24 protein-coding genes are annotated in these 26,176 nt (G+C 50.7%); 10 read left to right on the top strand and 14 right to left on the bottom strand.

The genetic code is table 11. From position 1 onward, the window contains the following. The first annotated feature begins 188 nt into the window (after nt 1-188). On the top strand, nt 189-1,703 hold the full coding sequence (gene glpD / locus P1U71_RS10015) for a glycerol-3-phosphate dehydrogenase (protein WP_301105456.1): 1,515 nt from the start codon (nt 189-191) through the stop codon (nt 1,701-1,703). Here glpD and P1U71_RS10010 read toward each other — a convergent pair. Next, complete coding sequence (locus tag P1U71_RS10010) at nt 1,687-2,589, bottom strand: DMT family transporter (RefSeq protein ID WP_301105455.1); 903 nt, start codon at nt 2,587-2,589, stop codon at nt 1,687-1,689. The two genes, glpD and P1U71_RS10010, sit on opposite strands and share 17 nt — an antisense overlap. Nucleotides 2,590-2,893: 304 nt before the next feature. Between P1U71_RS10010 and P1U71_RS10005 the strand changes: the two genes are divergently transcribed. Next, nucleotides 2,894-3,961 (top strand): DegT/DnrJ/EryC1/StrS family aminotransferase, encoded by a 1,068-nt coding sequence (locus tag P1U71_RS10005; RefSeq protein ID WP_301105454.1) that lies wholly within the window; start codon nt 2,894-2,896, stop codon nt 3,959-3,961. 41 nt (nt 3,962-4,002) lie between these two features. Here the strand turns inward: P1U71_RS10005 and rffA are convergent, their stop codons facing one another. Beyond that, the gene (gene rffA / locus P1U71_RS10000) at nt 4,003-5,133 is read right to left on the bottom strand and encodes a dTDP-4-amino-4,6-dideoxygalactose transaminase (RefSeq protein ID WP_301105453.1); all 1,131 of its coding nucleotides are present in this window, start codon (nt 5,131-5,133) and stop codon (nt 4,003-4,005) included. Nucleotides 5,134-5,368: 235 nt separating this feature from the next. Between rffA and P1U71_RS09995 the strand changes: the two genes are divergently transcribed. From P1U71_RS09995 to P1U71_RS09985, 3 genes are all read left to right on the top strand, one after another. Beyond that, entirely contained in the window at nt 5,369-6,916 is a 1,548-nt protein-coding gene (locus P1U71_RS09995) for an AMP-binding protein (protein WP_301105452.1), read from the top strand. A 90-nt stretch (nt 6,917-7,006) separates the two neighbouring features. Then, nucleotides 7,007-7,348, top strand: a complete 342-nt coding sequence (gene hspQ, locus P1U71_RS09990) for a heat shock protein HspQ (protein WP_301105451.1) — start codon at nt 7,007-7,009, stop codon at nt 7,346-7,348. A 105-nt stretch (nt 7,349-7,453) separates the two neighbouring features. After that, nucleotides 7,454-8,506, top strand: coding sequence for an alcohol dehydrogenase (locus P1U71_RS09985; protein WP_301105450.1), 1,053 nt, complete (start codon nt 7,454-7,456; stop codon nt 8,504-8,506). Between the two features lie 69 nt (nt 8,507-8,575). Here P1U71_RS09985 and P1U71_RS09980 read toward each other — a convergent pair whose 3' ends face one another. From P1U71_RS09980 to P1U71_RS09955, 6 genes are all read right to left on the bottom strand, one after another. Beyond that, nucleotides 8,576-9,793, bottom strand: a complete 1,218-nt coding sequence (locus P1U71_RS09980) for an ABC transporter substrate-binding protein (protein ID WP_301105449.1) — start codon at nt 9,791-9,793, stop codon at nt 8,576-8,578. A 68-nt stretch (nt 9,794-9,861) separates the two neighbouring features. Then, nucleotides 9,862-10,869 carry a branched-chain amino acid ABC transporter permease gene (locus P1U71_RS09975; RefSeq protein WP_301105448.1) on the bottom strand — a complete coding sequence of 336 codons (1,008 nt, stop codon included), beginning with the start codon at nt 10,867-10,869 and terminating at the stop codon, nt 9,862-9,864. Nucleotides 10,870-10,873: 4 nt separating this feature from the next. After that, nucleotides 10,874-11,746 carry a branched-chain amino acid ABC transporter permease gene (locus P1U71_RS09970; protein ID WP_301105447.1) on the bottom strand — a complete coding sequence of 291 codons (873 nt, stop codon included), beginning with the start codon at nt 11,744-11,746 and terminating at the stop codon, nt 10,874-10,876. A 9-nt stretch (nt 11,747-11,755) separates the two neighbouring features. Beyond that, entirely contained in the window at nt 11,756-12,469 is a 714-nt protein-coding gene (locus P1U71_RS09965) for an ABC transporter ATP-binding protein (RefSeq protein WP_301105446.1), read from the bottom strand. Continuing rightward, a complete protein-coding gene (locus P1U71_RS09960) occupies nt 12,466-13,281 on the bottom strand; it encodes an ABC transporter ATP-binding protein (protein ID WP_301105445.1) in 816 nt (271 codons plus the stop codon). The genes P1U71_RS09965 and P1U71_RS09960 overlap by 4 nt, the downstream gene beginning before the upstream one ends. Nucleotides 13,282-13,582: 301 nt before the next feature. Then, a complete protein-coding gene (locus P1U71_RS09955) occupies nt 13,583-15,922 on the bottom strand; it encodes a methyl-accepting chemotaxis protein (RefSeq protein WP_301105444.1) in 2,340 nt (779 codons plus the stop codon). 230 nt (nt 15,923-16,152) lie between these two features. Here P1U71_RS09955 and P1U71_RS09950 point away from each other — a divergent pair, with 230 nt between their 5' ends. From P1U71_RS09950 to P1U71_RS09935, 4 genes are all read left to right on the top strand, one after another. Continuing rightward, the gene (locus P1U71_RS09950) at nt 16,153-16,923 is read left to right on the top strand and encodes a class II aldolase/adducin family protein (protein WP_301105443.1); all 771 of its coding nucleotides are present in this window, start codon (nt 16,153-16,155) and stop codon (nt 16,921-16,923) included. Between the two features lie 48 nt (nt 16,924-16,971). After that, on the top strand, nt 16,972-17,859 hold the full coding sequence (locus P1U71_RS09945) for a TauD/TfdA family dioxygenase (RefSeq protein WP_301105441.1): 888 nt from the start codon (nt 16,972-16,974) through the stop codon (nt 17,857-17,859). A 122-nt stretch (nt 17,860-17,981) separates the two neighbouring features. Then, the gene (gene msrA, locus P1U71_RS09940) at nt 17,982-18,623 is read left to right on the top strand and encodes a peptide-methionine (S)-S-oxide reductase MsrA (RefSeq protein ID WP_301105440.1); all 642 of its coding nucleotides are present in this window, start codon (nt 17,982-17,984) and stop codon (nt 18,621-18,623) included. Nucleotides 18,624-18,790: 167 nt separating this feature from the next. Further along, entirely contained in the window at nt 18,791-19,705 is a 915-nt protein-coding gene (locus tag P1U71_RS09935; protein WP_301105439.1) for an EamA family transporter, read from the top strand. Nucleotides 19,706-19,727: 22 nt separating this feature from the next. Here the strand turns inward: P1U71_RS09935 and P1U71_RS09930 are convergent, their stop codons facing one another. Then, nucleotides 19,728-20,309, bottom strand: coding sequence for an HD domain-containing protein (locus P1U71_RS09930; protein ID WP_301105438.1), 582 nt, complete (start codon nt 20,307-20,309; stop codon nt 19,728-19,730). Between the two features lie 128 nt (nt 20,310-20,437). Between P1U71_RS09930 and P1U71_RS09925 the strand changes: the two genes are divergently transcribed. Next, nucleotides 20,438-21,046, top strand: a complete 609-nt coding sequence (locus P1U71_RS09925; RefSeq protein ID WP_301105437.1) for a 2-hydroxychromene-2-carboxylate isomerase — start codon at nt 20,438-20,440, stop codon at nt 21,044-21,046. A 40-nt stretch (nt 21,047-21,086) separates the two neighbouring features. Here the strand turns inward: P1U71_RS09925 and P1U71_RS09920 are convergent, their stop codons facing one another. The 5 genes from P1U71_RS09920 to P1U71_RS09900 all read right to left on the bottom strand — a co-directional run bounded on the left by P1U71_RS09920 (nt 21,087) and on the right by P1U71_RS09900 (nt 26,013). Further along, on the bottom strand, nt 21,087-21,527 hold the full coding sequence (locus tag P1U71_RS09920; RefSeq protein WP_301105436.1) for a hypothetical protein: 441 nt from the start codon (nt 21,525-21,527) through the stop codon (nt 21,087-21,089). Between the two features lie 93 nt (nt 21,528-21,620). Further along, entirely contained in the window at nt 21,621-22,850 is a 1,230-nt protein-coding gene (locus tag P1U71_RS09915; protein WP_301105435.1) for an NADH:flavin oxidoreductase/NADH oxidase family protein, read from the bottom strand. 86 nt (nt 22,851-22,936) lie between these two features. After that, a complete protein-coding gene (locus tag P1U71_RS09910; RefSeq protein ID WP_301105434.1) occupies nt 22,937-23,776 on the bottom strand; it encodes a pirin family protein in 840 nt (279 codons plus the stop codon). 81 nt (nt 23,777-23,857) lie between these two features. Beyond that, nucleotides 23,858-24,616 carry an SDR family oxidoreductase gene (locus P1U71_RS09905; RefSeq protein WP_301105433.1) on the bottom strand — a complete coding sequence of 253 codons (759 nt, stop codon included), beginning with the start codon at nt 24,614-24,616 and terminating at the stop codon, nt 23,858-23,860. A 29-nt stretch (nt 24,617-24,645) separates the two neighbouring features. Beyond that, a complete protein-coding gene (locus tag P1U71_RS09900; RefSeq protein WP_301105432.1) occupies nt 24,646-26,013 on the bottom strand; it encodes an MFS transporter in 1,368 nt (455 codons plus the stop codon). Nucleotides 26,014-26,176 lie beyond the last annotated feature (163 nt).

Raw genomic sequence — 26,176 nt, 5'->3', positions numbered from 1 at the left:
TAACAGATCGCGTTACCGAGCCTTCTATCCGTAGCATATGTGCCGAAGGAGATGTTCGGGTCATAGAGACAGCGCCCTAGTCACGATAAAGCGAAAATATATATGGAATAATATTTTCTTTTTATTTTCATTTATACGATATAAATCTTCGTTATTAGCAACATTGCAGTTCGTGAAAGCTGAAAATTATGACGGCAGATTTTGACATTTTTGTAATCGGAGGGGGAATAAACGGATGCGGTGTCGCGCGCGATGCTGCTGGCCGCGGCTATTCCGTCGCCCTTTGTGAAATGAATGACCTCGCCAGCGGCACCTCATCGGGATCAACGAAACTCATTCATGGCGGCCTCCGCTATCTAGAGCATTATGAATTTCGATTGGTGCGAAAGGCACTTCAGGAACGCGAAATTCTCTGGGCCAATGCGCCGCATATAATCTGGCCGCTAAGATTCGTACTCCCCCATCACAAGGGATTGCGACCCGCATGGCTTCTTCGGATTGGATTGTTTCTTTATGATCATCTTGGGGGCCGAAAAAAGCTCCCTGCGTCAAAATCCCTCAATCTTCGTGAAAACATTAGCGGGGAGCCGTTGAAGCAGGAGTTTTCAGTCGGCTTTGAATATTCCGATTGTTGGGTGAATGATTCTCGCCTAGTTATTCTCAATGCGATGGATGCCGCCACCCGTGGCGCCATTATCGAGACTCGGACAAAATGTATCGCCGCCGAGCATAAGGACGGACTTTGGCATGTGACGACGCAGCAAGCGAGCAGCAGCAAAACCGTGACCAGAACCGCGCGGATGATTGTCAATGCCGCCGGACCATGGGTCGACAAAGTCATTCAGGCCGGATTGCACACTGCTACCTCGCCCAACGTCCGGCTAGTTCAAGGAAGCCATATCGTCGTACCAAAACTTTATGAGCATGACAGATGCTATATCTTCCAGAATGCGGATGAACGAATCATCTTCGCTATTCCCTATGAGCAGAACTACACCTTGATTGGGACTACGGATCAGGACTATGACGGCGATCCGGAAAAGGTCACCATCACGGATACAGAGATCGCCTATCTTTGTGACGCCGCGAGCGAGTATTTTGTTAAACCCATAGATAAAGATGACGTCATCTGGACCTACTCCGCTGTCCGTCCGCTTTTTGACGATGGAGCAACCAAGGCACAGGAAGCCACGCGGGATTATGTCCTCAAATGGCAGTCGGGCGATGAAACTCCCCCTTTTTTGAATATTTTCGGCGGCAAGATCACCACTTATCGCCGCCTCGCAGAAGCTGTGCTGGAACTAGTGGAGCAGAAACTGGGGGGCAAGGGCGGGGAGTGGACAATCGATGCGCCACTTCCGGGGGGAAATTTCCCGATGGAAGGCTTCGCTGAGCTCCTCAAAAAAGTTCTCGATACATACCCATTTCTTGATCCCCAGCAGTCTGAACGCATGCTACGTGCTTACGGCACGCATCTGTTTGATCTGATGGAAGATGCTGCAAATAAAGCCGACCTTGGCATCGATTTTGGCGGCAGCCTTTATGAGAGAGAAGTCCGATACCTTATGAATTATGAATGGGCGCAAACAGCCGATGATGTTCTCTGGCGGAGAAGCAAAATCGGAATCGGGATGCGCGAGGAACAAATCTCTGCCCTCAACAATTGGATGAAGTCAAAAGAAACGTTCAGTCTGACCGAGTGAGCTTTACCCCCACCAACACAATAACTGCGCCAAATATCTGAATGGGCGTAATCACCTCGTCGAGCAATATAACCGAGCTCAGGATGGCGACTACGGGAATGAAGAAACTGTAGACCATCCCCTTGGTGACGCCCAAACGGGCAATCCCAGCGCAATACCAGACGAAGGCGAGAGCCGCACCGAAAAGCGCGGTAGATGCCCAGCTCAGCCAACCCAGCGTTGGAATAGCCGTCCAATTCTGCTCGATAAGGCTTGGAAAGCCGATCAGGTTTAACGTTATTGAGCCGAATAATGTCGCCCAAGCGGTCACGAGAAGAGGGCCGCGCTTTGCAACTAATGGGCCGGAAACATAAGTATAAAGAGCCCACATCATCGATGCCCCGACAATCAGCATGTCTCCGACGATCGAACCCGCATTGAAAGTGATTTCCGTCAGACTGTTGTTGATAACAACGGCAACACCCAGGAAGGAGAGAAAGATACCGATCCAGGCCTTGCTGCCCGGGCGGTTTCCCATCACTGCGGATATCAGAGCCCCAAAAATGGGAGAGGTTGTTATCAGGACCGAGGCTTTCGATGCAGACGTCAGGCTGAGGCCATACGCCCATCCGCCTTGAAACAGGGTGACACTCAACAGGCCGATAATGATAAGCATCCCTGCCTCCTTAGCGGATATTCCAATAGCCGTATTCTTGACCAGAAGAACGCCAAAAAGCAGAATGCTTGCCGCCAGATACCGCGTCGCCGAGAAGGTAAACGGATCCATGAAATCCAGCGCATATTTCGCGATCGGGAAGTTGATACCCCAAGCAAGGACGGCACCAATTAGGAAAACATCCCCGCCCGTCATTCCTCTACTCTTCCGGCGTGCGGGATCATGTATCATGGCGGTTTCTCCGTCCTATCGTTTTTTCTTTACAATATTGTTATATTGACGGGGGCCATTACGGATAGATAGTCTAAAATATCAGTTGCATGGGATTCCCATTTCAGAGAATTCGTTCATACCACGTATTGTCAATCGCATGAAATGGCGCATACAGCGCGAATAATAACAATTTTAGTGACCGCTTACTTCGTTTAGTAAACAGAAAATTCAACTTTTATGGTTTATGATGAAATTTAGTAAAAAAGTTGAACGTTTAACTGAGTATCAAAAACTCCGAATACAAGGCCGCAAGATTGTGAAATTGTCAGACACTAAAGCCAAAATGCCCTTCGTCGAGAGCAAGCGACCGGATATGGTTTATATTGCAAAGCTCCTTGAGCAATGCATAGAAACCAATATGTGGGCAAACCGTGGCCCGCTTTATCACCTGCTTGCAGAAAAGTATGAGAAGCATTTTAAACTTTCCGCCGAGCTTGCTATTACGCCCTGCGCGAATGGCGGCATCGGCCTGGAAGCTCTGGCAAGGTTTCTTGAGATCAAGTTCGACAAGCCAATCCGCTGGGCTGCCAGCTCCTTCAGTTTCAACAATCTCGGGCGCGGCTATTTCAACGATATGCATTTCGTTGATTGCACTGAAGAAGGCATCTTAAGCCTGACAGCGCTTGAAGAATTTGGCCTAGCCAATTTTGATGGCTTCGTTGTCACTAACCCGTTTGGAGCCTGGCATGATTTCGAACCCTTTATCAAATTTGCCAAGAAGCATAAAAAATTCATGGTGATCGACAACGCGGCCGGCATAAATGAAAGGTTGCCGGACTGGCCGTATCAGAGCTTTAGCCTGCATCATACGAAACCCTATGGCGCCGGAGAAGGAGGGCTCATTCTATCGCCAAGGGATGAAATGGAATCAATTTACAATCTTTTGAACTATGGTTCCATCAAGGCTGCGGAAAAGAAACATTGGATCAATAACGGCAAAGTATCCGATATCGCCTGCGCTTTTCAAATTGATCGGTTGAGCCGCGTTGACGAATGGAAACCTCTCTATCTTGAGCAAGCGGCGAGAGTGACGAAAATCGCATCGAAAGTGGGGTTGCGGCCACTTTACCCGTTCGATGGCACCACGCCGGCGACCAGCCTTCCTTTTTGCGCCGATACGCCCATCCGGCAGGATGACGTTGATGCGGCGCAGCATCTGATGCTCGCGAAATATTATCTACCGCTTGCGGAGACTCCAAACTGCGTGGATATCTATCACCGTCTTGTCAACATCCCCTGTCATCCGGATATCTCCTATCTGAAAGAAGAAAAATTGCTGGAAGATTTTACGCGGCTGACAAAAATGCATAATGTGCGCGTAGAAGGGTGAAAAAGGAAGAGTATTACTATAGGCTCCTCCCCCTTACCTGCCTATAATCTGAAAAAAGAGAAGACGGCGGATATAACTTTCTCCTGCTCGTCATCAGTTAATCCTGCAAAGAGCGGTAACCTTACAAGTCTGTCGGATGTGCTTTCCGTGTGGCACAGATCACCATGTGATCGTCCTATTTTCTTACCCACCGGGGAATTATGCAGCGGGACATAATGAAAATATGTGTGGATCTCGCGCGCGGCCATAAAAGAAATAAAATCTGTGCGACGATCAATGTCCGGCAGTAGCAAATAGAACATATGCGCATTATGGCTACAAGCTTGCGGAACTGTTGGTAGGCCGACCAGCTCTCTGTCCCTTAGTTCCTGAAGCGTATCAAAGTAGCGGCTCCAGATTTTAAGGCGTAGCGCCGTAATTTCTTCCGCCTGCTCCAACTGGGCGAGTAAAAAGGCGGCGGCCATGTCGCTGAGGAGGAAAGAGGATCCAATACCGGTCCAGGTATATTTATCTACCTGCCCGCGGAAAAACTGCTGCCGATTCGTCCCCTTTTCACGAATTATTTCCGCCATTTCTGAATAGCAGTCGTCACGCAGAAGCAACGCCCCGCCCTCACCGGAGGTAATGTTCTTGGTTTCATGAAATGAAAGAGCTCCAATATCTCCAATGGCGCCGAGAGCGCGCCCCTTATAGCTCGCCATGATGCCCTGCGCCGCGTCCTCGATAACGATCAGATTGTGGCGCCTTGCGATATCCATGATGACATCCATTTCACAGCTCACACCTGCATAGTGAACCGGAACAATGGCTTTCGTTCTCTCGGTTATCGCTTCTTCAATTTTCGTCTCGTCAATATTCTGGGTATCCGGGCGAATGTCGACAAATATAGGTGTCGCCCCACGCAAAGCGAAAGCATTGGCCGTTGAGACGAAAGTAAAAGACGGCATGATGACCTCATCACCCTGCCCGACTTCTGAAAGTATAGCGGCAATATCCAATGCGCCCGTGCAGGAGTGCGTTAGAAGGGCCTTTGATGCACCTGTAGTGCTCTCAAGCCAGTTATGACAACTTTTTGAAAAAGTGCCATCCCCGGAAAGATGCCCGTTTAAAAGGGCTTGCTGAATATAGGCTGCCTCATTCCCGGTTAGGCATGGCTTATTGAACGGGACCATGAATACGTTCCTACTAAAACTACTATCTGCTTAAGACTGCAGGTAAAATTCATACCCTATATTCGTTAATTTTATCCTGCCGGATTATACAAAAGAGTATATTAAGAAATAAGATAGTTACTTCCGGAAGAGCTGAATTCTGCGCCACATAACTGTTGCAGTTACAACCCGCACAACCTATCCTTTCCCACAATCTCTTCCAAAAAAGGAAGAATAAAAAAGGGAGGAATGCAGCATGTATCCAGGGAAATTTGCAACTGAAAACCCCGATAGGCCGGCCTTTATCATGGCCTCCTCCGGAGAAACCGTCACCTATCGAGAATATGAAGCAAGAGCGAATAAACTCGCCCATTTTCTTCAGGGAAAGGGGCTCACGCAAGAGGATCATTACGCTATTTTCATGGAGAACAATGCCTGGTATTTTGAAAGCTGCGGATCCGGGGAACGCGCGGGTCTTTATTACACCTGTATCAATTCCTATCTGACTGCAGAAGAGCTGGCATATATTGTCAATAACAGCGACTCAAAAATTCTCATCACGTCGAACGCAAAAAGAGAAGTTGCACGCGAAGCCTTAAAATCATGCCCCAAAGTAATCATGGGGATTGTCGTCGATGGCGAAACCGATGATCAATTTGTAAATCTTCAGGAGGCAACCAAAGACTGTCCGCCGACACCACTTGAGAATGAACGGCTCGGTTTGTCGATGCTTTACTCATCCGGGACGACCGGGCAGCCAAAAGGCATCCTCCGCCCCATGCCCGATAATCACCCTCTTGAGCAAATTCCGTTATACACCTTCTTACAGAATCTCTGGCAGTACCGTGAGGACATGGTGTATTTATCGCCAGCACCGCTGTATCACTCCGCGCCGCAAGCTGCCTGCAATTTCGCGATCCGTTTCGGCGGAACCGTCATCATCATGGAAAAATTCGACCCTGAGCAATATCTCCGGTTGGTCGAGAAATACAAAGTCACGCACACGCAGCTGGTCCCTACCATGTTCTCCCGCATGCTCAAGCTCCCGGAAGAGGTTCGAAAACGCGCCGATCTTTCATCCTTGGAAATTGCAATTCATGCCGCCGCCCCTTGTCCGACGCAAGTAAAGCAGGACATGATCAACTGGTGGGGCCCGATTATTCACGAATATTATGGCGCGACAGAGGGGCTTGGCTTTACCGCCAGCAATAGCGAAGAATGGCTTTCCCATCCGGGCTCTGTCGGAAAGGTTCTTCTTGGCGACCTCCATATTCTGGATGAAGAAATGAACCCTTGCCCGGTTGAAACGCCTGGAACTGTCTGGTTTAAAACCGCAACGCAGTTTGAGTATTTCAACGACCCGAGCCGAACAAAAGAGGCTATGTCACCGGATGGTACGATGAGTACTGTCGGCGATATGGGATATATCGATGGCGACGGCTTTCTCTATCTCACCGACAGAGCGACCTTCATGATCGTTTCCGGCGGTGTGAATATATACCCGCAGGAATGCGAGAACTTGCTTATCACCCATCCAAAAATTGAAGATGCCGCAGTCTTTGGCGTTCCCAATGAAGATTTCGGCGAGGAAGTAAAGGCTGTCATTCAGCCGATGCCCGGCATTGTTCCGGGAGAAGAGCTGGCGGTTGAGCTTGACGCCTTTTGCCATGAACATCTCTCCGCACAGAAATGCCCGCGCTCCTTCGATTTTGAAGAACAACTGCCGCGCCTTCCCACTGGAAAGCTCTACAAACGTTTGCTCAGGGATCGCTACTGGGGAGATAAGAAGAGCCGTATCGTATAAAGGTGACATCTGCTTATATATTTGACGTTGCAACGGATTCTCTGAGTTCGAGGCTTGCCCACGGGATAAACTCCACTATTATGGCTCGTCATGAGCAAAGATTCACAAGTCAGGGCGGCCAAGTTTGCGATTGGGCAGATCGTGAAGCATCGGGTTTATCCATTTCGCGGCGTCATATACGATGTCGACCCCACTTTCAGCAACAGCGAAGAATGGTGGGAGTCCATCCCCGAAGAGGTACGGCCCAAAAAGGACCAACCCTTTTATCACCTGTTCGCGGAGAATGCCGAAACGACCTATGAGGCCTATGTATCTGAGCAAAACCTCCTGATTGACGACACCGGGAAGCCAGTATCGCATCCGGCCGTCAAAGATTTCTTCTCTGAGCTTCGTGACGGACGTTATCTTTTCAGCAGCCGCCTGCAATCATAGCGGCGCACAAACGGACGTTATTCTGCTACAGAAATTCTGGCCGTCACTTGCGAAACGAGCTAGCATATTTTCTCCAATTAAGAACAAACAAATGGGAGAATAACCATGCATTGCCAACAGATCATCCAGTTTGGTGAGCCATTGGAGGCGCGAGACTACCCAACACCTGAACCAAAGGGTACTGAAGTACTCCTGAATGTCACGGCTTGCGGTGTTTGCCATAGTGATTTGCATATCTGGGAGGGTTTCTTCGACCTGGGAGGAGGCCAGAAGATGGACCTCTTACAGCGCATGAAACTACCGTTCACTCTGGGACATGAAGTTGTTGGTGAAGTCGCCGCGATTGGCCCTGATGCGGAAGGGGTGGAAATCGGTGACAAGCGTATTGTCTTTCCCTGGATAGGCTGCGGAAAGTGCAATGTCTGCATGGCGGGGGACGAACTCCTTTGTATGGCGCCGCAAACTGTCGGTACTCGATATAACGGCGGCTATTCAGATGAGGTTATTGCGCCCCATCCGAAATATCTGATCCCCTATGATGGTGTTCCGACAGAGCTCGCCTGCACTTATGCCTGCTCCGGTCTGACAGCCTATAGTGCCCTTAAGAAACTCTCCCATCTGCGCGAAGATGATCATCTCGTAATTATCGGGGCTGGCGGTGTCGGACTTTCAGCCGTTCATTTTGCCTCAAGCGTTGTGAAGGCGAAAATCATCGTTGCCGACATTGACGACACGAAGCGGTCTATCGCCCGCCAATCAGGCGCGCATGAAACCATTGATAACAGCGATCCGGAAGCCGCACTCGCCAAACTTCAGGAAATCACAAACGGAGGAGCGGCCGGTTCCATCGACTTTGTGGGGGCCCCTGCAACCTCCCTTTTTGGATTTAACGGATTGAGAAAAGGCGGTCATATGGTGACGGTCGGCTTGTTTGGGGATTCCATGCCGCTCTCAATTGCGATGCTGCCCCTCATGATGCGAACGATCCAGGGTTCCTATGTCGGAAGTCTTGAGGAGATGCATGAGTTAATGGCACTCGTTCGGGCGGGGAAAATTGCGCCTATCCCTTATGAAGTCCGCCCGCTTGATGAAGTCAACAGCGCTCTCACAGACCTGCAGGCCGGAAACGTCAAAGGCCGCATTGTCCTCAGCCCGTAAAAGTAAGTATACAAAAAGGGCAGAGGATGATGACATCCCCTGCCCTTTCTTTTCAGATCAAAGACCTGATTAGTTTACAGACACAACCTTGCCCAGTGAGTTAAACTTCTCGCCGTTAAACTCAACCGGCATCATTGCCTCAATCGGGTAGAAGTCAGTTGGGCTAGTCTGAATTTTAATGCCCGGCAGCATCATATCCAGCTCCAGGTCCAGATTGGCGGCTTCTTTCATGATGTTCTCACGAGTGAGATTATCGCCAGCCTGCTTCAATACCTGCTCCATCGTCTGGCCGACAAGATATCCATAAGCTGTGAACGCGCTGGACTTGTCGCCATCCGGATAGTACTCATCCATGAATTTCGACCATTTTTTGTAGGCTTCTGACTCAAAGTTATTCGGATCGGTAATATCCATATAATACATGAGCGAGATGACACCCTTGGAATTATCAAGTCCGGCGGGCTTGTAAACAGAGCCCACTGAGTTGGAAACCGAGTTATTCAGGAATACTGCATCCCAGTTCAGTTCGCGGAACTTTTTAATAGCCTGCGCTGCAAACTTCGGTGTCGTAACGTTAAAAAAGACATTCGCACCGCTGTCTTTGAGCTTGATCATCTGTGAGTTGATCGTCGGGTCCGTAACTTCGTAGCTTTCTTCGGCAACGATAATGGAATCCGCTTTATCGCCCAGATATTCCCGCAAGCCGTGGACATAGTCCTTACCATAGTCGTCATTCTGATAAAGAATGGCTACTTTCGGATCTGTTACATTTTCCAAAATATAGGCGCCGAACAATTTACCTTCTGTCTGGTAGCTCGGCTGCCAGCCCATTGTCCAAGGGAAGTTTTCAGGATCGCCCCATTTTGTCGCACCCGTTGCAACAAACAGCTGTGGGATCTCTTTCTTGTTCATGTAGTTATGAATTGCCGAATTCGTTGGCGTTCCCAGGCTTTCGAAGATGAGCAGGACTTCATCCTGTTCAACAAGCTTACGAATCTGCTCTTTCGTTTTTGGCGGGCTATAACCGTCGTCCAGCGAAATAAATTCGATCTTCCGACCGTTCACACCGCCATTTTCCTTATTGATCTTGTCGAAATAAGCGGCCGTGGACTTACCAATCTGACCATAAGCTGCCGCAGGGCCGCTATATGGCATGGTATTGCCGAGCTTAATGGAATTATCGGTCACACCCGGACCGTACATTTTGTCAGCTAAAGCTGACGTCGCTGCCATTCCCATTGCGGCAACGGCAGCGAAGGTGATCGCTAATTTTCTCCCGGTATTCATTAGTACCTCCTGTTATTTATTACCGTATCTTGTTGATACGAATTCTCTTCACACTTCCAACTAAGAGTTTATAACATATTTTTTATTCGAACCCTTAGAAGATTTACCAACCCTGCGAAACCTGAGGGCATGACATAAATCACCAATATAAGAATAATGCCAAAAATAGCATAGGAAAGGCCTGTCGAGATTTCTTCCGCAAAATTCGGCACTGTCAATATGAAAAAGCCACCGAAAACGGCCCCCCATATAGAGCCTGTCCCACCTACCACCATTCCGATGAACAGCAATATGGAGAGCTGAAATGTAAAGCTGTCCGGGGCCACGAACTCAATCACGATGGCCGCTATCGCCCCGGCAATGCCGGTGTAAAAAGCGCTGACACCAAAGGTAAGCGATTTGTATAAAGATGCATTCACACCCATCGATCTCGCCGCGATTGGATTATCCCGAATTGCCATCATGGCGCGCCCTGTCCGACTATTGATCAGGTTCCATGCGATCCAGAACATGAGCAACATCACCACAAACGCGATCAAGTACCACCACTGATCCATCGTCAAACCAAAGTTTTCAACCAGAAAAGCAGGGACCTTCGGACGGAACACATCCAAGCCCTGCACCCCCCCGGTCAGCCCTTCCAGATGCGATGATTTCAGGATTTGCGGTATCGATACGCCCAATGCAAAGGTGGCCAGAGCGAGATAAAGCCCCTCAAGGCGTAGCGCCGGCAGCCCAAATAGAAATCCTGCGACGAAACAAACCACCCCTCCGATCGGGATAGCTGCATACACTGGCCAATCGAGATGATACACAAGAATGGCCGCCGTATAGGCCCCAATCGCATAAAAGGCGCTATGACCAAGTGAAAACTGCCCGTTAAATCCTGTCAGCAAATTTAGGCCGAGGATTGCTATGGCATAGATCATTATCAAAGTGCCCTGGAAGGTCGCATATCCCCCAAGGAAAAAGGGCAAGATTGCGCCAATCACAATGAAGGGAATGACCCACTTGAAGGGGATCTTCGCGCCGACGTTTAATTTAGTATCAATACGCGTTTCTACATCGGTTGCCATATTTTTATACCCTGGTCACAATGGTTTTACCGAACAAGCCGTTAGGCTTGAACAACAGAACGGTTACGATCAAAATCAGAGCAACCGTCAGTTTCAATTCACTACCAATGGCCGGAATATATGTCCCTGCCATATTCTCGATAATGCCAACCAAAAAGCCGCCCGCGACAGCCCCTCCCGGGCTCGATATCCCGCCAACAATCGCGGCGGCAAAGCCGTAGAGCAAAATACCCAGCATCATGTTCGGTTCCAAAAAGACAATTGGTGCAATCATCATTCCTGCCACGGCACCGATTGCGGCGGCCAGGCCCCAGCCCAGTGCCAGCATCCAGCCGACCCGAATGCCGACGAGCCCGGCGGAATCGGGATTGGCCGCTGCTGCCTGCATGGCCATTCCGACACGTGTGAAACGGAAGAAGCAGAATATTGCCAGAAGCAAAAGCAGGGTCACGAAGAACATGCCAACTTCATGCAGTCCGATCAGGCCGCCAAAAGATCCATCAGGGAAGGGCGACGGAAATGTCTTGATATTATGGTCCCATATCGCCCCGGCAAAGCTGTTGAATATGGCGACAAGGCCGATAAAGACAACAATATGGCTGAGAACCGGCGCGTTATGGAGTGGCTTGAAGATAATTCGTTCAATCGCGAGGCCCCCGACGAAGGAGATGATGATTGTCGCGAAAAACGCGATCCAGTAGGGCACTCCGCCCGCAATCATCGCCCAGCAGATATAGGTGCTGAACATCGCCATTTCGCCCTGTGCAAAGTTGAAATGATCGATGGCCTGATAAATCATGACGACCGCAAGTGCCAGGCACGCATAAATAGCGCCATTTGCAAGACCGGTTAGTAATTGCTGTAAAAAAAGATCCATGGGAACGTCCTAATACCCTAAGTAGGACCGACGAACGGTCTCATTTTCAAGAATTGATTCCGAAGTGCCGGAGATGACGATATTTCCCGTTTCCAGCAAATAAGCATGATCGGCCAACTCAAGCGCCAGCGACGCGTTTTGCTCGACCAGCAACATACTCACCCCTTCTTCAACATTGATTCTTTTCAGGATTTCGAAAAGCTCTTGAACAATTAACGGTGCAAGGCCGAAAGAAGGTTCATCAAGCAGCAATAGCCGCGGCCGTAACATTAAGGCCCGGCCAACGGCAAGCATCTGCGCCTCACCGCCACTTAGCGTACCCGCCTGCTGATTTCGCCGCTGTTTGAGGATGGGAAAATAGCCGTAAACCCGTTCAACATCTTCCGCAATACCCGCCTTGTCGCTCCGGCTATAGGCCCCGAGGCGCAAATTGTCTTCCGCAGACATTCTCACGAAAGTGCCGCGTCCCTCTGGAACATGGGCAATGCCTTTCCGCGTAATATCCGCTGTTTGCAGGGTGGTAAGTTCCGCTCCCTCCAGCTGTATCGCTCCTTTTCGGGTGACCATCCCGCTGATCGCGCGAAGGGTCGTTGTTTTACCGGCACCATTCGCGCCGAGAATAGTTGTTACGCCGCCCTGCTCCAGGCTGAAATCCAGCCCATGCAGAACTTTCGTCGGGCCATATGACGCTTCAAGCCCTTTTACATCAAGCAATTGACTCATTTCTTGCCCGTCCCCAGATACGCTTCAATAACATCAGGATGTTGCTGGATTTCAGCGGGTGGGCCTTCGGCAAGCTTGCGGCCAAAGTTGAGCGCAACAACTTTCTCGGAAACCTCCATAACCACGCCCATATGGTGCTCCACCAAAAGAACCGTCGTGCCAAACTCATCGCGAATTCGCCGGATCGTGTCCACAAGGAGTGACAACTCATTGTGATTGAGTCCGCCTGCTGGCTCATCCATCAGCAGGAGCTTGGGCTTGCTCATGATCGCCCGAGCAATTTCAAGCCGCTTTTGGATACCAAATGACAGACCACCGATCCGTTGCAGCGCGGTATCTTCAAGCTCCATGAACTTGAGCATTTCAAACGCCCGCTGCCGAAGCTCTTTCTCTTCCCGCTTTATCCAGGGTAAATGTACCGCGTTGCTGATGTAATCTGATTTTGCGGTCGAATGCCCGCCAATCATGATGTTATCAAGAACGCTCAGATTGGAGAAAAGGGCGAGATTTTGAAATGTCCGGCCAAGTCCGATCTCACTCATCCTGTGAACAGGACTTTTAAGGATGGAGTTTCCACGAAAGAGGATATCACCCCAGTTTACATCATAGAGGCGACTTATACAGTTGAACAGGGTCGTTTTTCCGGCCCCGTTTGGCCCAATCAGCCCGACGATCTGTCCCGAAGGAATATCGAATGACACACCGTCTAATGCAACGATGCCGCCAAAATGGACGCTTACATCCTGGACACTTAACAACGCATCCGTCGCTGAAGCATTCGCAGACGCTATACTATCTGTGTTTTTGTTCACTCATAACTAATGGCTGCATAGGCCCCAGATGCATCTTCAATCTTATTATGAATACGCTTCCGGACGCCTAGGCGTCCACCTCCCAGTTTAAAACGTTATTCTTTTTTATTGCGTTATAACTGTGACTCAAAGAATGCGTTTTGACCAGAAAAAAATATATTGTTTTTATGGGCTAAGCCCAAATGATAGTTATACTTTTACTTTAATCAATCAAAACGAGCGAATATTAGAAAAACAAAAGGCAGCAGTTCTTTCAGGATATTTCGCCTTCAACTGCTGCCTTTGTCAGTTATTTCAAGAATTAGCTGGCGCGAATTTGCGCAAGGAACCCTTCTACCTGCTGGTCCAGTTCAGTTACTTCCCTGGTAAGCCCGTTCGAGATTTCTTCAATCTCCTGCGCCGTTTTACCAGTCGATTCCGCTGCATTTCTCACAGACTGAATATTCTGGGAGACATCTTGTGACCCCTCGGCGGCTTGCTGAACACTGCGGCTGATCTCACCGGTCGCGGCACCTTGTTCTTCCACAGCGGCAGAGATTGAGGTCGCAATCTCGTTGATCTTGCCGATAGTCGTTGTAATGCCGCCAATGGCTCCAACGGCGCTGCCGGTCTCTTCTTGAACGGCTTTCACCTGCTCTGAGATTTCCTCCGTAGCTTTCGCGGTCTGTGCGGCCAAATTCTTGACCTCACTCGCGACGACTGCAAATCCCTTGCCCGCATCGCCAGCACGAGCAGCTTCAATCGTCGCATTCAGAGCGAGCAGATTGGTCTGCCCTGCAATGTCATTAATCAGACCAACAACATCGCCAATTTTAGACGCAGCCTCGTTCAGCGAAGTTACCATTATATTAGTCCGTTCGGCTTCGGAAACAGCTTCACCTGCAATATTTGCAGCCTGGTTGACCTGACGGCTGATTTCATTGATGGAAGAGGTAAGTTCCTCCGTTGCCGCGGCGACTGAATTAACGCTGGATGTTGCGAGATCTGACGCCGACGCGACAGTCGCGGACCGCTGCGTGGTATCTTCTGCAGACTTGGTCATTGACTGCGACATTCCCGTCATTTCCGAAGCTGCGGCGGCAAATTTTTCAACCAGATGCTTCACGCTGCCCTCGAATGTATCCGCAAGCTCGTTCCGCTCCTTGATTTTGGTTTCCGCGGATTCGCGTTCAAGCTGCTCACGCTCTTCTCGGGCTGCCTTCTCGGCGTTACGCTGCTCTTCCTCACGCTTGGCCTTTTCTTCCTCCCGCTTCTGCCGTTCAATGTCTGCCTCAGCCCGCGCCGCTTCGGCTTCCCGGGCGGTATCGCGGAACCCGACGAGAGCATGTCCCATCTGAGCGATTTCATCACGCCCGTCGCGGTAGATGCTTGATGACAAATCCCCTTCAGAAAGCCTCTGCGCAGAGGCGACGAGAAGCATCAGGCGGCGGATTATATTCCGTCGGACATAAAGCCATCCAATTCCGATTGTAGCGAGCAACGCAACCAGTGCACAAATCAGCAGAGTCACCTTCGTTGTATTTGCGAGTGCGGCGTTCTGCTGAGCCGCAGCGCCAAGAGATTCTTCAATTTCTGCTGTAAAGGCATTTGCATTCTTGACGAGGATTCCTGCCAAAAACCGGCTTTCACTCACAATGTCCTCGGCAGCTTTCGCAGCTTCCAGCTCCTTAACACGGGTTTTGAAAATATTTACCGAGCTTGACGTGCTCTCTTCAACGCCCATGTCCATAAAATCGGCGAACAATTCAGACAGCTCCTGTGTCTGGCCTTTCGAAGTCTGCTTTTCAATTGCGTCCAATGGTGTGCCCATTGACGAAATCGATGACAGGAATATAGATTCAAGGTCTTTCACAGCATCGATATCATCCGTCTGCAAGCCTTCCGTCAGTAAGCTCAGCACTTGGTACCCGCTGCTCTTGAATGAGAAGACATCTTCCTGAAAACGCAGAATACCCTGTATCTCGCTAGAGAGCTCGGACGTATCATATTTCGGTCGTGTTCCTGCCAACGCCTGATCGACAGACTGCGACAGCACCTCGTTCCATTTGTCGGTGTTCTCGATTACCCGTATCCTCAGAGGAAGCAGGAACGGGCCCAATCCCGTATCAAGTATGTCACGAGCCACAGAGAGGCCGGGAGCTGTCGAATTCAGCTCCTTAGAAAATTCAATGCGCTGTTGAACCTGCTCGTTGAGCCGGGTCAGGCTTTCCAGCATCTTGGTGAGGCCATCGTCAACTTTATGAAGCGCCTCATCGTCATTCACATACTCACGGAGTGAACTCAACTGCTCAGAGGCTTTTTTGCCCGTGTTGTTTATACTTTTAAAACTTAAGAGACGCTCGGCTTCCGTTCTCGCCGTGCTGAGCTGCGGCGCTGCCGCCGCAAGTGCTGTTGTTTCATTCGCGAGCTTCAGAGCAAGAGAAATTGCAGGAACTTTCTTATTGATAAGATCTTCCTGCGCGGTTGTGATTGCTCCCAGGCTGACCCAGCTGATTGCCGAAATGGCAATTGTTAAAATCGCAACGATGGAAAATGCCGCAATAAGCCGAGGGCCAATGCCAAATTTGGAATACTCAACTTCGCCTCCCGCTTCTTCCGGATTGCTCTTTTTCTTGAAAAGCTGGTGTATCTTTTTCATCATCTGTTAAATCAGCCTACCTGGCCCCTCTTTAGTTGTAATGACTTAAGCAGAGTTACCGTAAAATTATTAACAACGCGTTAGGGCTCGCCAGGAAAAAAGTGAATTGCTCTTGAACAAAAAAATCCGCTACACTCGATCATCAGAAGAAATAAAAACTTATGTATTCCGTGTGTATTTGCGCTTTATCACCCAAATACCATAGCCCGGAAACTTAAACTCGGGAGATTAGAATGAGCTTAGCAACATTACAGAAGTCATCACGACGTGAACAATTCAGTGATGCAGAATGGGAGATTCGGGTCGATCTCGCGGCTGCCTATCGATTGGTCGCGCTTTTTGGCTGGGATGATCTTATTTTCACTCATATCTCGGCACGGCTGCAGGGGGATCATAATCATTTTCTCATTAACCCCTATGGCATGACGTTTGACGAAATCACTGCCTCGTCCCTGGTCAAGATTGACATGAACGGTGAGGTGGTCGGGGAGAGCGATTATCCAGTGAACCCCGCCGGCTTTACCATACACTCCGCTGTGCATGAAGTTCGGCATGATGCCGGCTGTGTCATGCATCTGCATACTGCTGCCGGGACTGCCGTTGCGACACAGGAAGAGGGGTTATTGCCACTCAACCAGACCGCACTAGTTATCCGCGAACAGGTTGCCTATCACGAATATGAAGGCATCGCGCTTAATCATGATGAACGGCCGCGTCTGCAAAAGGACTTGGGGGACAAGGATTTGATGCTGCTTTGGAACCATGGCACACTCGCGCTCGGGCCGACGGTTCGTGAAGCGTTTCTGAACATGTATTTTCTGGAGCGCGCCTGCGAGATGCAGGTTGCCAGCCTGGCTGGCGGTCGTAAGCTTCATTATCCATCCGACAGCGTTATGCAAGTAACGGCTAAACAAGGTGAGAATGGTTTGGCCGCCGTTGCAGGGATTGCCTGGACGGCGCTCCTGCGCAAACTGGATCGGCAATTGCCGGGCTATGCAGATTAAGGTCTGACATTCCGAAAAAATAACCATGACGGCTGGGATTAAAAAATAATGGCGCATAAGAAACTAAAAATAGAGCCTCTGACAGGAACCATCGGCGCGGAAATTTTCGGTGTTGATCTCGCCAATCTTGATGCAGAAACTGCTGCGGAAATCCGCGCTGCGTTCCTTGAGCATGTGGTTGTCTTTTTTCGGGATCAGCCGCTTGACATCCTGGGACTAAAAAACTTTACCTCCCATTTTGGCCCTTTCGGGACTGAGCCTTACGTCAAGACCATGGGCGAGCATCCGGAGGTAATCGCCGTCGTTAAAGAGGCGGAAGAAGTAAAAACGATCAATTTCGGCGGTCATTGGCATTCCGACTGGTCTTTTCAGGAAAACCCGCCGATGGCGACCATTCTCTTTGGGGACGATATCCCGCCCTATGGGGGCGATACGATGTTTGCCAATATGTATCTCGCCTATGAGACCCTGTCTGAAGGGATGAAGGCCATTGTCGATCCGCTGATTGCGATTCATTCCGCCCGCCGCTCTTACGGCACCGGCAAGAGCATTCTTGGCAACAAGAAGCGGAAGTCGATGACGATCATCCAATCCGAGGAAGCGCATGAGGAAATCGAGCATCCTGTTGTTCGAATTCATCCGGAAACAGGACGCAAGGCGCTTTTCGTCAACCCGGTCTACACAATCCGCTTCAAGGATATGTCCGAACGAGACAGTAGAGAAATCTTAGAAAAGCTCCATCGTCATTCGGTCAACGAGATTTTCACCTGCCGGTTCCGGTGGCGGAAAAACTCGCTCGCCATGTGGGATAACCGGGCGGCGATGCATCTCGCGCTCAATGACTATGACGGTTATAGAAGGGCGTTGTACCGGACGACTGTCGCGGGCGACCGGCCCTTCGGTCCGGCTATGCCGAAAAAGGAAAAAGCCGCCTGAGGCGGAGCCCCCTTGCTGACATTTTTGTGATATCAACTTTCTGCGAGATACACTGGTATTCACGCCTTAAATAGCCCAGCTTTCGATCATCGGCTAATGTAGAATGAAGCGGAGAAGATTGAATGCAGAAAGTATATGCGCCCATTTTAAAGTTTTTGATGGTGATTGCCCTTGTTATAGGCGGAAGCTTCGGCCTTACGTCTCAGGCCGCCGCGGCAGAGGAGACAGCAATTTTTGCCGGTGGCTGTTTCTGGTGCGTGGAATCAGACTTTGATAATGTCTCCGGCGTAGTCAAGACGACATCCGGCTATATCGGAGGAGAAACCCCCAACCCGACATATCAGACTGTTTCCGCAGGCGGGAGTGGATATCTGGAGGCCGTCGAAATTATCTTCAACCCGGACAAAGTCACTTATGCGGAGCTTCTGGATATTTTCTGGCGGAGCGTTGATCCCACGGATGACGGTGGCCAGTTTTGCGACCGGGGCGAAAGTTATAAGACGGCTATATTCGCGACCAGCGATGCCCAGCTATCAACGGCGGAAAATTCCAAAGCCGCCCTTGACGCAGGGGAATTACTGAACGCCCCTGTTGTTACGCCCATAAGAAGTGCGACAACATTTTATCCGGCAGAGGAATATCATCAAAACTATGCGGAGAAAAGTTCGTGGAAGTATAAATTCTACCGTTTCAACTGCGGCCGCGATGCAAAAGTGGACGAGCTGTGGGGAGATCAGGCGCGCCGCGGTATAATGGAACATTAATTAGCGCGGAGGCGAGGAAATTACCTCTCGCTCTCGCCGTGTCAAACAAATGGCCATCCGAAATAAAGTAGTCAAATGCAGTCGCGCGCCCTAAGATGAAACATAGCGCGGCAGCTTTAAATCGCATCACCATACAGGCGCCGCAATAAAAATAAAAAGGCCTGCGTATGTCCGTCACAAGCTCCCTGAGAAACAGTACCACCCTGCAGGGGATTGCCTGGATGGTCCTGACCAGTTTTCTCTTTGTTGGCATGACAGGAATTGTACGCCATCTCGGCTCCGATATGCCGGCGATTGAGGCGGCGTTTATCCGTTATTTTTTAGGGTCACTGATTATTCTTCCCATGGTCATTCGGCATTGGCCGGGCATGCCAAACAAGCGGAACACCCGGCTATTTATTTCTCGGGCCTTAGTTCATGGGGTTGGTGTCATGCTCTGGTTTTACGCAATGGCCCGCATACCGATCGCGGAAGTAACCGCAATCGGCTACGTCGCTCCGATTTTCGTCACCATTGGCGCCGCGTTCTTTCTTGGTGAGAAACTTCAATTTCGCCGGATTGGTGGAGTCATTGCCGGATTTATCGGCGCACTCATTATTTTGCGGCCCGGCTTTCAGGAGATTCAGCTTGGTCAGCTCGCGCAGCTTTGTGCGGCACCTTTATTCGCAATATCTTTTCTTATTGCGAAGAAGCTGACGGGAACCCAAAGCTCATCCATGATTGTTGGAATGCTTTCCATAGGATGTACGATCACGCTGCTACCCGGCGCTATCATACAATGGCGCGCGCCGACAACACATGAACTCGCCTGGCTTTCCTTGGCCGCCGTTATCGCCACCTCAGGCCATTATACCCTGACCCGGGCCTTTCAGGCCGCCCCCATTACGGTTACCCAGCCGCTCGGCTTCCTACAACTTGTCTGGGCCGCGATATTAGGCGTCCTTGTGTTTGGCGAACCACTCGATCCTTTTGTTATGATCGGTGGTGCCGTTATCGTCGGTGCCGCAACCTACATTTCCCACCGGGAACTACAGGTCAGCCGAAAGGCGCAAACACCCTCAGCCATTGAGACAAAGATATAAGGGCAGTAAAGGGAAGAAGCCCTTACTCCATCAGATAGATAGACTGCTTGGGCGCGGCCATAACCCGGCGCACCATCGGTTCAAAATATTCTAATGGCGCGGATTCAAAATTCTTATCAAACGCAGCCTGATCGTAGGCCGCGCAGAAATGCGCACAATCCTCGAAATGCTCATGGCCGCGGTGCTGCTCGCGCATATCGCGATCAAGTCCGATATGATGGAAAAAGTAATAGCCTTGGAAAATGCCATGCTTCTCAAGAATCCAGTGGATCTTCTCCGATACGAATGGTTTCAGCATTGCCGCCCCGATGTCTGCATGATTGAAAGTCCCCAAGGTATCTCCGATATCATGCAGCAACGCCGCAACAACATATTCCTCGTCCTGTCCATCCTGATGGGCAAGCGTGGCGCTTTGCAGGGAATGTTCAAGCCGATCCACAGAAAAGCCGCCGAAATCACCCTCCAATAACTTCAAGTGATCCAGGACCCTATCCGGCAGTTCTTTTGAAAAGACTTTGAAATTGTCAGAAATGATCTTGTAGTCGGCCGCTGTGCCGTCTGTCATCTGGCTGAATTTCGCTCTTTCATTGGAGATTTCATTCATTTTCGTGCTCCCAATTATCATTCTTATTGTTTGTACCCCTACAGCATAAGACAACTCTTGTCTCTTGTCGCGTCCCGGTTCAGACTGCAGCATATCATGGAGATAAAACACAAAAAAGGAATGATCACATGACGGTAAAGGTTGAATTTCATTATGACTTCGGCAGCCCCAACTGCTATTTCGTGCATAAGGTCATTCCCGAGATTGAGAAAAGATCCGGAGTCGAGTTCACCTATTTTCCGATTTTGCTGGGTGGCGTCTTTAAGATGACCAACAATAAATCTCCCATGCAACAGTTCGCGGAGATTCCCCTCAAGATGGATTACATGCGCCTTGAATCAATGCGCTTCATCGAAGAGCACAAGCTGACAAAATTCACCATGAACCCGCATTTTCCTGTCAATACCGTTCAGATGATGCGCGGGGCGATTGTCGCAGAAGAAGAAGGTTATGCTGCGCAATTTACAGACACCATGTTCATGGCCATGTGGGAAGATGGAAAGAAGATGGACGATCCGGAGGTGATCATTGCCACATTAAATGCCGCTGGCCTTGATGGTGCGCATATTCTCGAGCGGATACAGGAACAACCCATCAAGGACGCTCTTATCCATAATACGAATGCATCCGTCGAACGCGGATGCTTTGGTGCTCCAACATTTTTTGTCGGGGACGAAATGTACTTCGGCAAGGACAGGCTGGACGCAGTCGAAAAAGAGATTATACGGCAGCGATAACCCTCCTGCCGCAAATCTGGTCCTACCGTCGTCTGACTATTTAAGGGCGTTCAGGAACTGTATCTTTTCCCTCACCACCTAATTTTGTTGCAAAATAGCCCATGATGAAGCCAATAACGGCACCTTCCAAAATAAACCAGAAAGGCGACAGAAAGGGAAAATCCGGCCCGAGCATATGGACCATCATCTGCTGAAACGTATCATAGACGAAAAGGGTCAGGACAAAATTCATCCAACCGCCTATCCAGGGCGCCCGAAACCACCAGGGCAAGGGCATACGAATAATGGGATGCCAGTTCATCACACCGAAGACACCGATAAATGCCCCGACGGTTATATACCAGAACAACACCCCAAGCCGGAGCATCATATTACTTTCCGGCCATAAATACGGCAGCAGAAAGAAGCCGAACAGACCAAAAATCAGCCCGATAAACTTACCGATTGCGATGCGCGTTATTAAAGACGGATTGCCGATCATAGGTTCCTCCTCCTTGGATAAGTTGCAAGCCTACCCTACCCACTTAATGCGACATTGACTGCAATCAAATCTTCACCAATCTTAATAAACCGGTTAATTTGGGTTTACGTTTTCCATAGCGACGGCGGTTCTCTCTTCATTGTCGAGATAGGCCATGATAGCTTCCTCTCCGGTCATGTCCGGGTCGGCGCTTTTGCCATCGGCTATCCGGATGATGTTGAGGCAGAACCAGCCGAGCGCGCCTTTTGAGGGCTTGATCGACTGCTCATAGGCGATAGTGCTGGCGTCAGGGGAGGCAAGCAGTTGATTGGGGACATCCGTATCCACACACATCGGGCGGGCAATCCCGATAACATCCACATCACCTTCTGCAAGCGCCGCGTCCATCGCCGCCCGGCTTCTAAACCCGCCGGTGACCATCAAGGGAACATTGGTTGCTGCGCGAATGCTTTTGGCATATCCCATGAAATAAGCTTCGCGGGCGATGGTCGTATTGCGGATTTCGTCCGCACCGCGCGCGCCGATCATCATGGCGGGATTCTCATAGTTGCCACCTGAAATTTCGAGAAGATCGACGGTGTCTTCCTCCAGCCATTTCACAACTTGCAGGCAGTCTTCATGACTGAACCCGCCGTTTTGAAAGTCCGAAGAATTCAGCTTTACAGATATCGGATACTCCGGGCCGACGGCCTTACGGATACCCTGCACAACGGACCGCAAAAGTCGGGCCCTGTTTTCAAGGCTACCGCCCCATTGATCCGTCCGCTGGTTGGCGAGGGGCGAGAGAAACTCGGAAATCAGATAGCCATGCGCGCCGTGAACCTGCACGCCGGAAAATCCTGTTTCCTTGGCCACCTCGGCGACATGGATAAAGCGTTTGATGACATCCTCAACCTCATCGGACGTCAGCGCGCGCGGAGCCCCGAAGGCGCTATCGGGCAGTGTCATCGCTATCTCTGACGGGGCAACGGGCCGCGGGTTCACACGGCGAGGCGTCTGACGCCCTGCATGACCGATCTGCATAAAGAGAAGAGTATCATTTGTGGTGCCCGCAGCAGCAAAAGCGCGAAGTTCCTCAAGTCCGCCATTCTGATCAATGACGACATTCCCCGGTCGCTCCAGATACCGGCGGTCCACCTGGACATTCCCTGTCACCAGAATGCCCGCGCCGCCTTCGGCCCATTTTTTGTAAAGCGTGACATGGCGTTCCGTCGCGCGGTTCATCGGGTCTGCGAGCCCCTCTGTCATCGGGGCCTTGGCAATCCGGTTTTTGACGGAAACGCCGCAAGGGAGGGTAATGGGTGAGGAAATATCAACAGTCATTGGCACTAATCCTTTTCGTCATTCTCTATGGTGACAATTAAGCCGGGCAAAATCCTAACGGCCTTTCCCCGGTCGATCAAGCAAGGTTAGAAATTGCCTGTCTGGAAATCACGAACAGCCTGCTGAATTTCATCAAAGCTGTTCATCACAAACGGCCCATAGCGCGCCACCGGTTCGCCAATCGGTCGCCCGGCAACCAGGATAGCCCGGCCTCCGGTCTCGCTCGAGAGCTCCACTTCGTCCCCGTCAGAAAGAATGGCAAGATGATGCTGCGTTACTTCCTCACCGCTGATAGTGACAGTACCATCAAAAACATAGGCAAACGCCGTATGTCCTTCCGGCACCGCATGGCGATAACTACCATCCGAACTTAACATAACATCGATATAGATGGGATCGGTCGCGACGCCTGTCACCGGCCCGGCAACAAGACTGTCGGGACCTTCAACCTCTCCCGCGAGCACCCGAAGCGTTACTTTATCAAGTGACACTTCCGGGACATCTTCCGGGTCGATGTTCTGATAACGCGGCGTGCACATCTTGTCCTTCGCCGGAAGATTCACCCAAAGCTGAAACCCGCTCATCCGACCTTCGCGCTTTTCCGGCATTTCGGAATGCACGATCCCGCGCCCGGCGGTCATCCACTGGACACTGCCCGGGCCAAGCACACCTTCCGATCCTGTCGAATCCTTATGCCGCATCTGGCCATCGATCATATAGGTCACGGTCTCAAAACCGCGATGGGGATGAGACGGAAAGCCGGCAATATAATCATCCGGATTTTCAGTGCCGAAGTTATCGAGCAACAGAAACGGGTCCAATTCCGATATCAATTCCGAGCCAATCGAACGGCGCAGCTTTACACCTGCCCCGTCGGAGGCTTCAATAGAAAGGACAACGCGACTCACTTTACGTAAGTTGGACATAATACACCTGACTTTCCTTCTCAAACATATTGGAACGATCGGTTAGATATATGTATCAATTTCCAGATTGAAAGGCCGCCACTACCCACGACCGATAAACGGCATCTTCGTCGCCATGATGGTCATGAATTGGACATTCGCGTCCAGGCTGAGGCTATCCATGTAAAGAACGGCGGAAGCGACATTCTCGACATCCATGACTGGCTCCGGTGTGATCGAAAGATCAGCCTGTGGGACGCCTTTTTTCATAACCGCCGTCATCGGTGTTTCCGCATTCCCGATATCGATCTGGCCACAGGCGATATCAAAGGCGCGCCCATCCAGCGAAAGGCTGCGTGTCAATCCGGTGATTGCATGCTTGGTTGAGGTATAAGCAATACTCTTCGGGCGCGGAACATGCGCCGAGATCGAGCCGTTATTGATGATCCGTCCTCCCATCGGCGTCTGCTCCCGCATGAGGGCAAAGGCGGCCCGGGCGCAATAAAAGGATCCGTTGAGATTAGTATTCACAACATTCTGCCAGAGATCAATCGCCAGTTCATCCGGCGTGACCGGCGGTGCGCCAATACCAGCATTGTTGAATAACAGGTCAAGCCTGCCATATTCCGCCCTGATCTTGTCAAACAAAGCCTCAACCGACGTGGGATCGATCACATCAGTCGGGATAACCAATCCATTCGAGGAAGCCGAACCCGCGAGATCCAGTGTTTCCTGAAGGGTTTTACGATTACGGCCCGCTAAAACAACACTGTATCCATCGCGCAAAAGCGTGAGGGAAACCGCCCGGCCAATCCCCGCCCCTGCTCCGGTGACAAGTGCGATCTTGTTTTTCTCAGTCATTTATTGATCCAGTATATTTAAACTTACTTTTATCCCGCCATCGCCTGTGCAGCGCGTTTTTGAGCCTGTCCCGCGACCAGCCGCTTCTTCCTCGGGGCGGCCAGCCAGACTGAAACAATCGACACAATAGACATAGCGATAATGACATAGAAGGCGAGATGATAATTCCCGGCTTCATCATAGAAAAATCCGGTCAACCAAGGCCCCACTGCCCCACCAATCAGCGCGAGCGTACTAATCGTTCCGAAAATAATGCCATAGCCGCGCCCCTGAAAAAGATCGGCAGGCATGGACCCATAGACAGTTGCCACACCATACCCAAGGCCGCCCTGCAGAATGACCATGGCATACATCATAGCGGCGCTCGGCACATGCTCCATGATCAAGAGCAAGACACAGCTCAACAAGAACCCCGCAGTCGAAATGGTCCAGACCCATTCCCGTCCGATGCGATCTGAAAGATTACCCAGATAAATCTGCCCGAGCACGCCGGCAAATCCGACAAGGCCTAACGCAGACGCAGCCTCCAGGTCGGAAAAGCCAATCTCAATCAGATATTTCGTTTGATGAACCTGCACCGCATACCAGACATAGAGCGCCGTCGAACATGCCAGCGCCAGCCACCAGAACGTTCCCGTCTTTACCGCCTTTTTTATTGTCCAGTCCGTATTAGCCCAGGCGTGATCCACAACGGGATCTGCCGCCGCTTGCTGGCCACGGGTCTGCTCCTGATCCGGTGCCGCATCTCCGTCCGGGTATAGGCCGATATCCGACGGTTGCTTTCGTTGCATAAAAAAATTGAGTGGCAGCACGATGAACAGCAGCAATGCCGCCATCAGCCAGCAGGCGTCCCGCCAGCCGTCTGCAGAAATTGCCTCCTGAATAATCGGCATCAGAATCATGGACCCAATCCCAACCCCGGAAAATGCGATCCCCACCGCAAGGCCACGACGACGTTGAAACCAGTTAGGCAGGAACATCGACTGTCCGACATAAGTCAAAACAATGCCGGTTCCCGTCATCAAAACACCAAGAGTGAGATAAAAATGCCAGGGTTGCGTGGCCATCGTCGACAAGATCAGGCCCAGGCTAACCGTGATAGCAGACACCGACAGAAGATATCTTGGCGCGACAAATTCAAGAAGCTTACCCACGATCGGCGCCAGAATTGCCGCCAATGCGAAACCGATTGAAAAAGCAGCCGCTGTCGTTGCCCGATCCCAGCCGAACTCGTTCAGGATGGCAGGAAACAGCAACGAAAAAGAGGTCCGGACATTTACGCCGATCCCCATGGTGATAAAAACAATGGCAACGACCGCCCATCCATAGAAAAATGGGGCGCGCGCCAACGCCGCATCCATCCCATGCAACTGGGCCTTGCTTTCCTTTTGGGTCATGCTGCTTCCTTATTATTGGTTTTGCAATACGGAGCTCCCGTCAGCATGACGTGAAGCTTAACCCACTATGTGAGCCAAGCGAAATGGAAAAACACTCACGCTAGTATTATCGAGAATTGACTCGCGAAACACTTTACGTATATTGGCCTCAGGTTCTCAGGGG

Origin of the sequence: Sneathiella sp. (genome assembly GCF_029233945.1) — a bacterium.
Taxonomy (GTDB): Bacteria; Pseudomonadota; Alphaproteobacteria; order Sneathiellales; family Sneathiellaceae; genus Sneathiella.
Note: the sequence above shows the minus strand (reverse complement) of the source record. Positions and strands in the feature narration are given on the sequence as shown.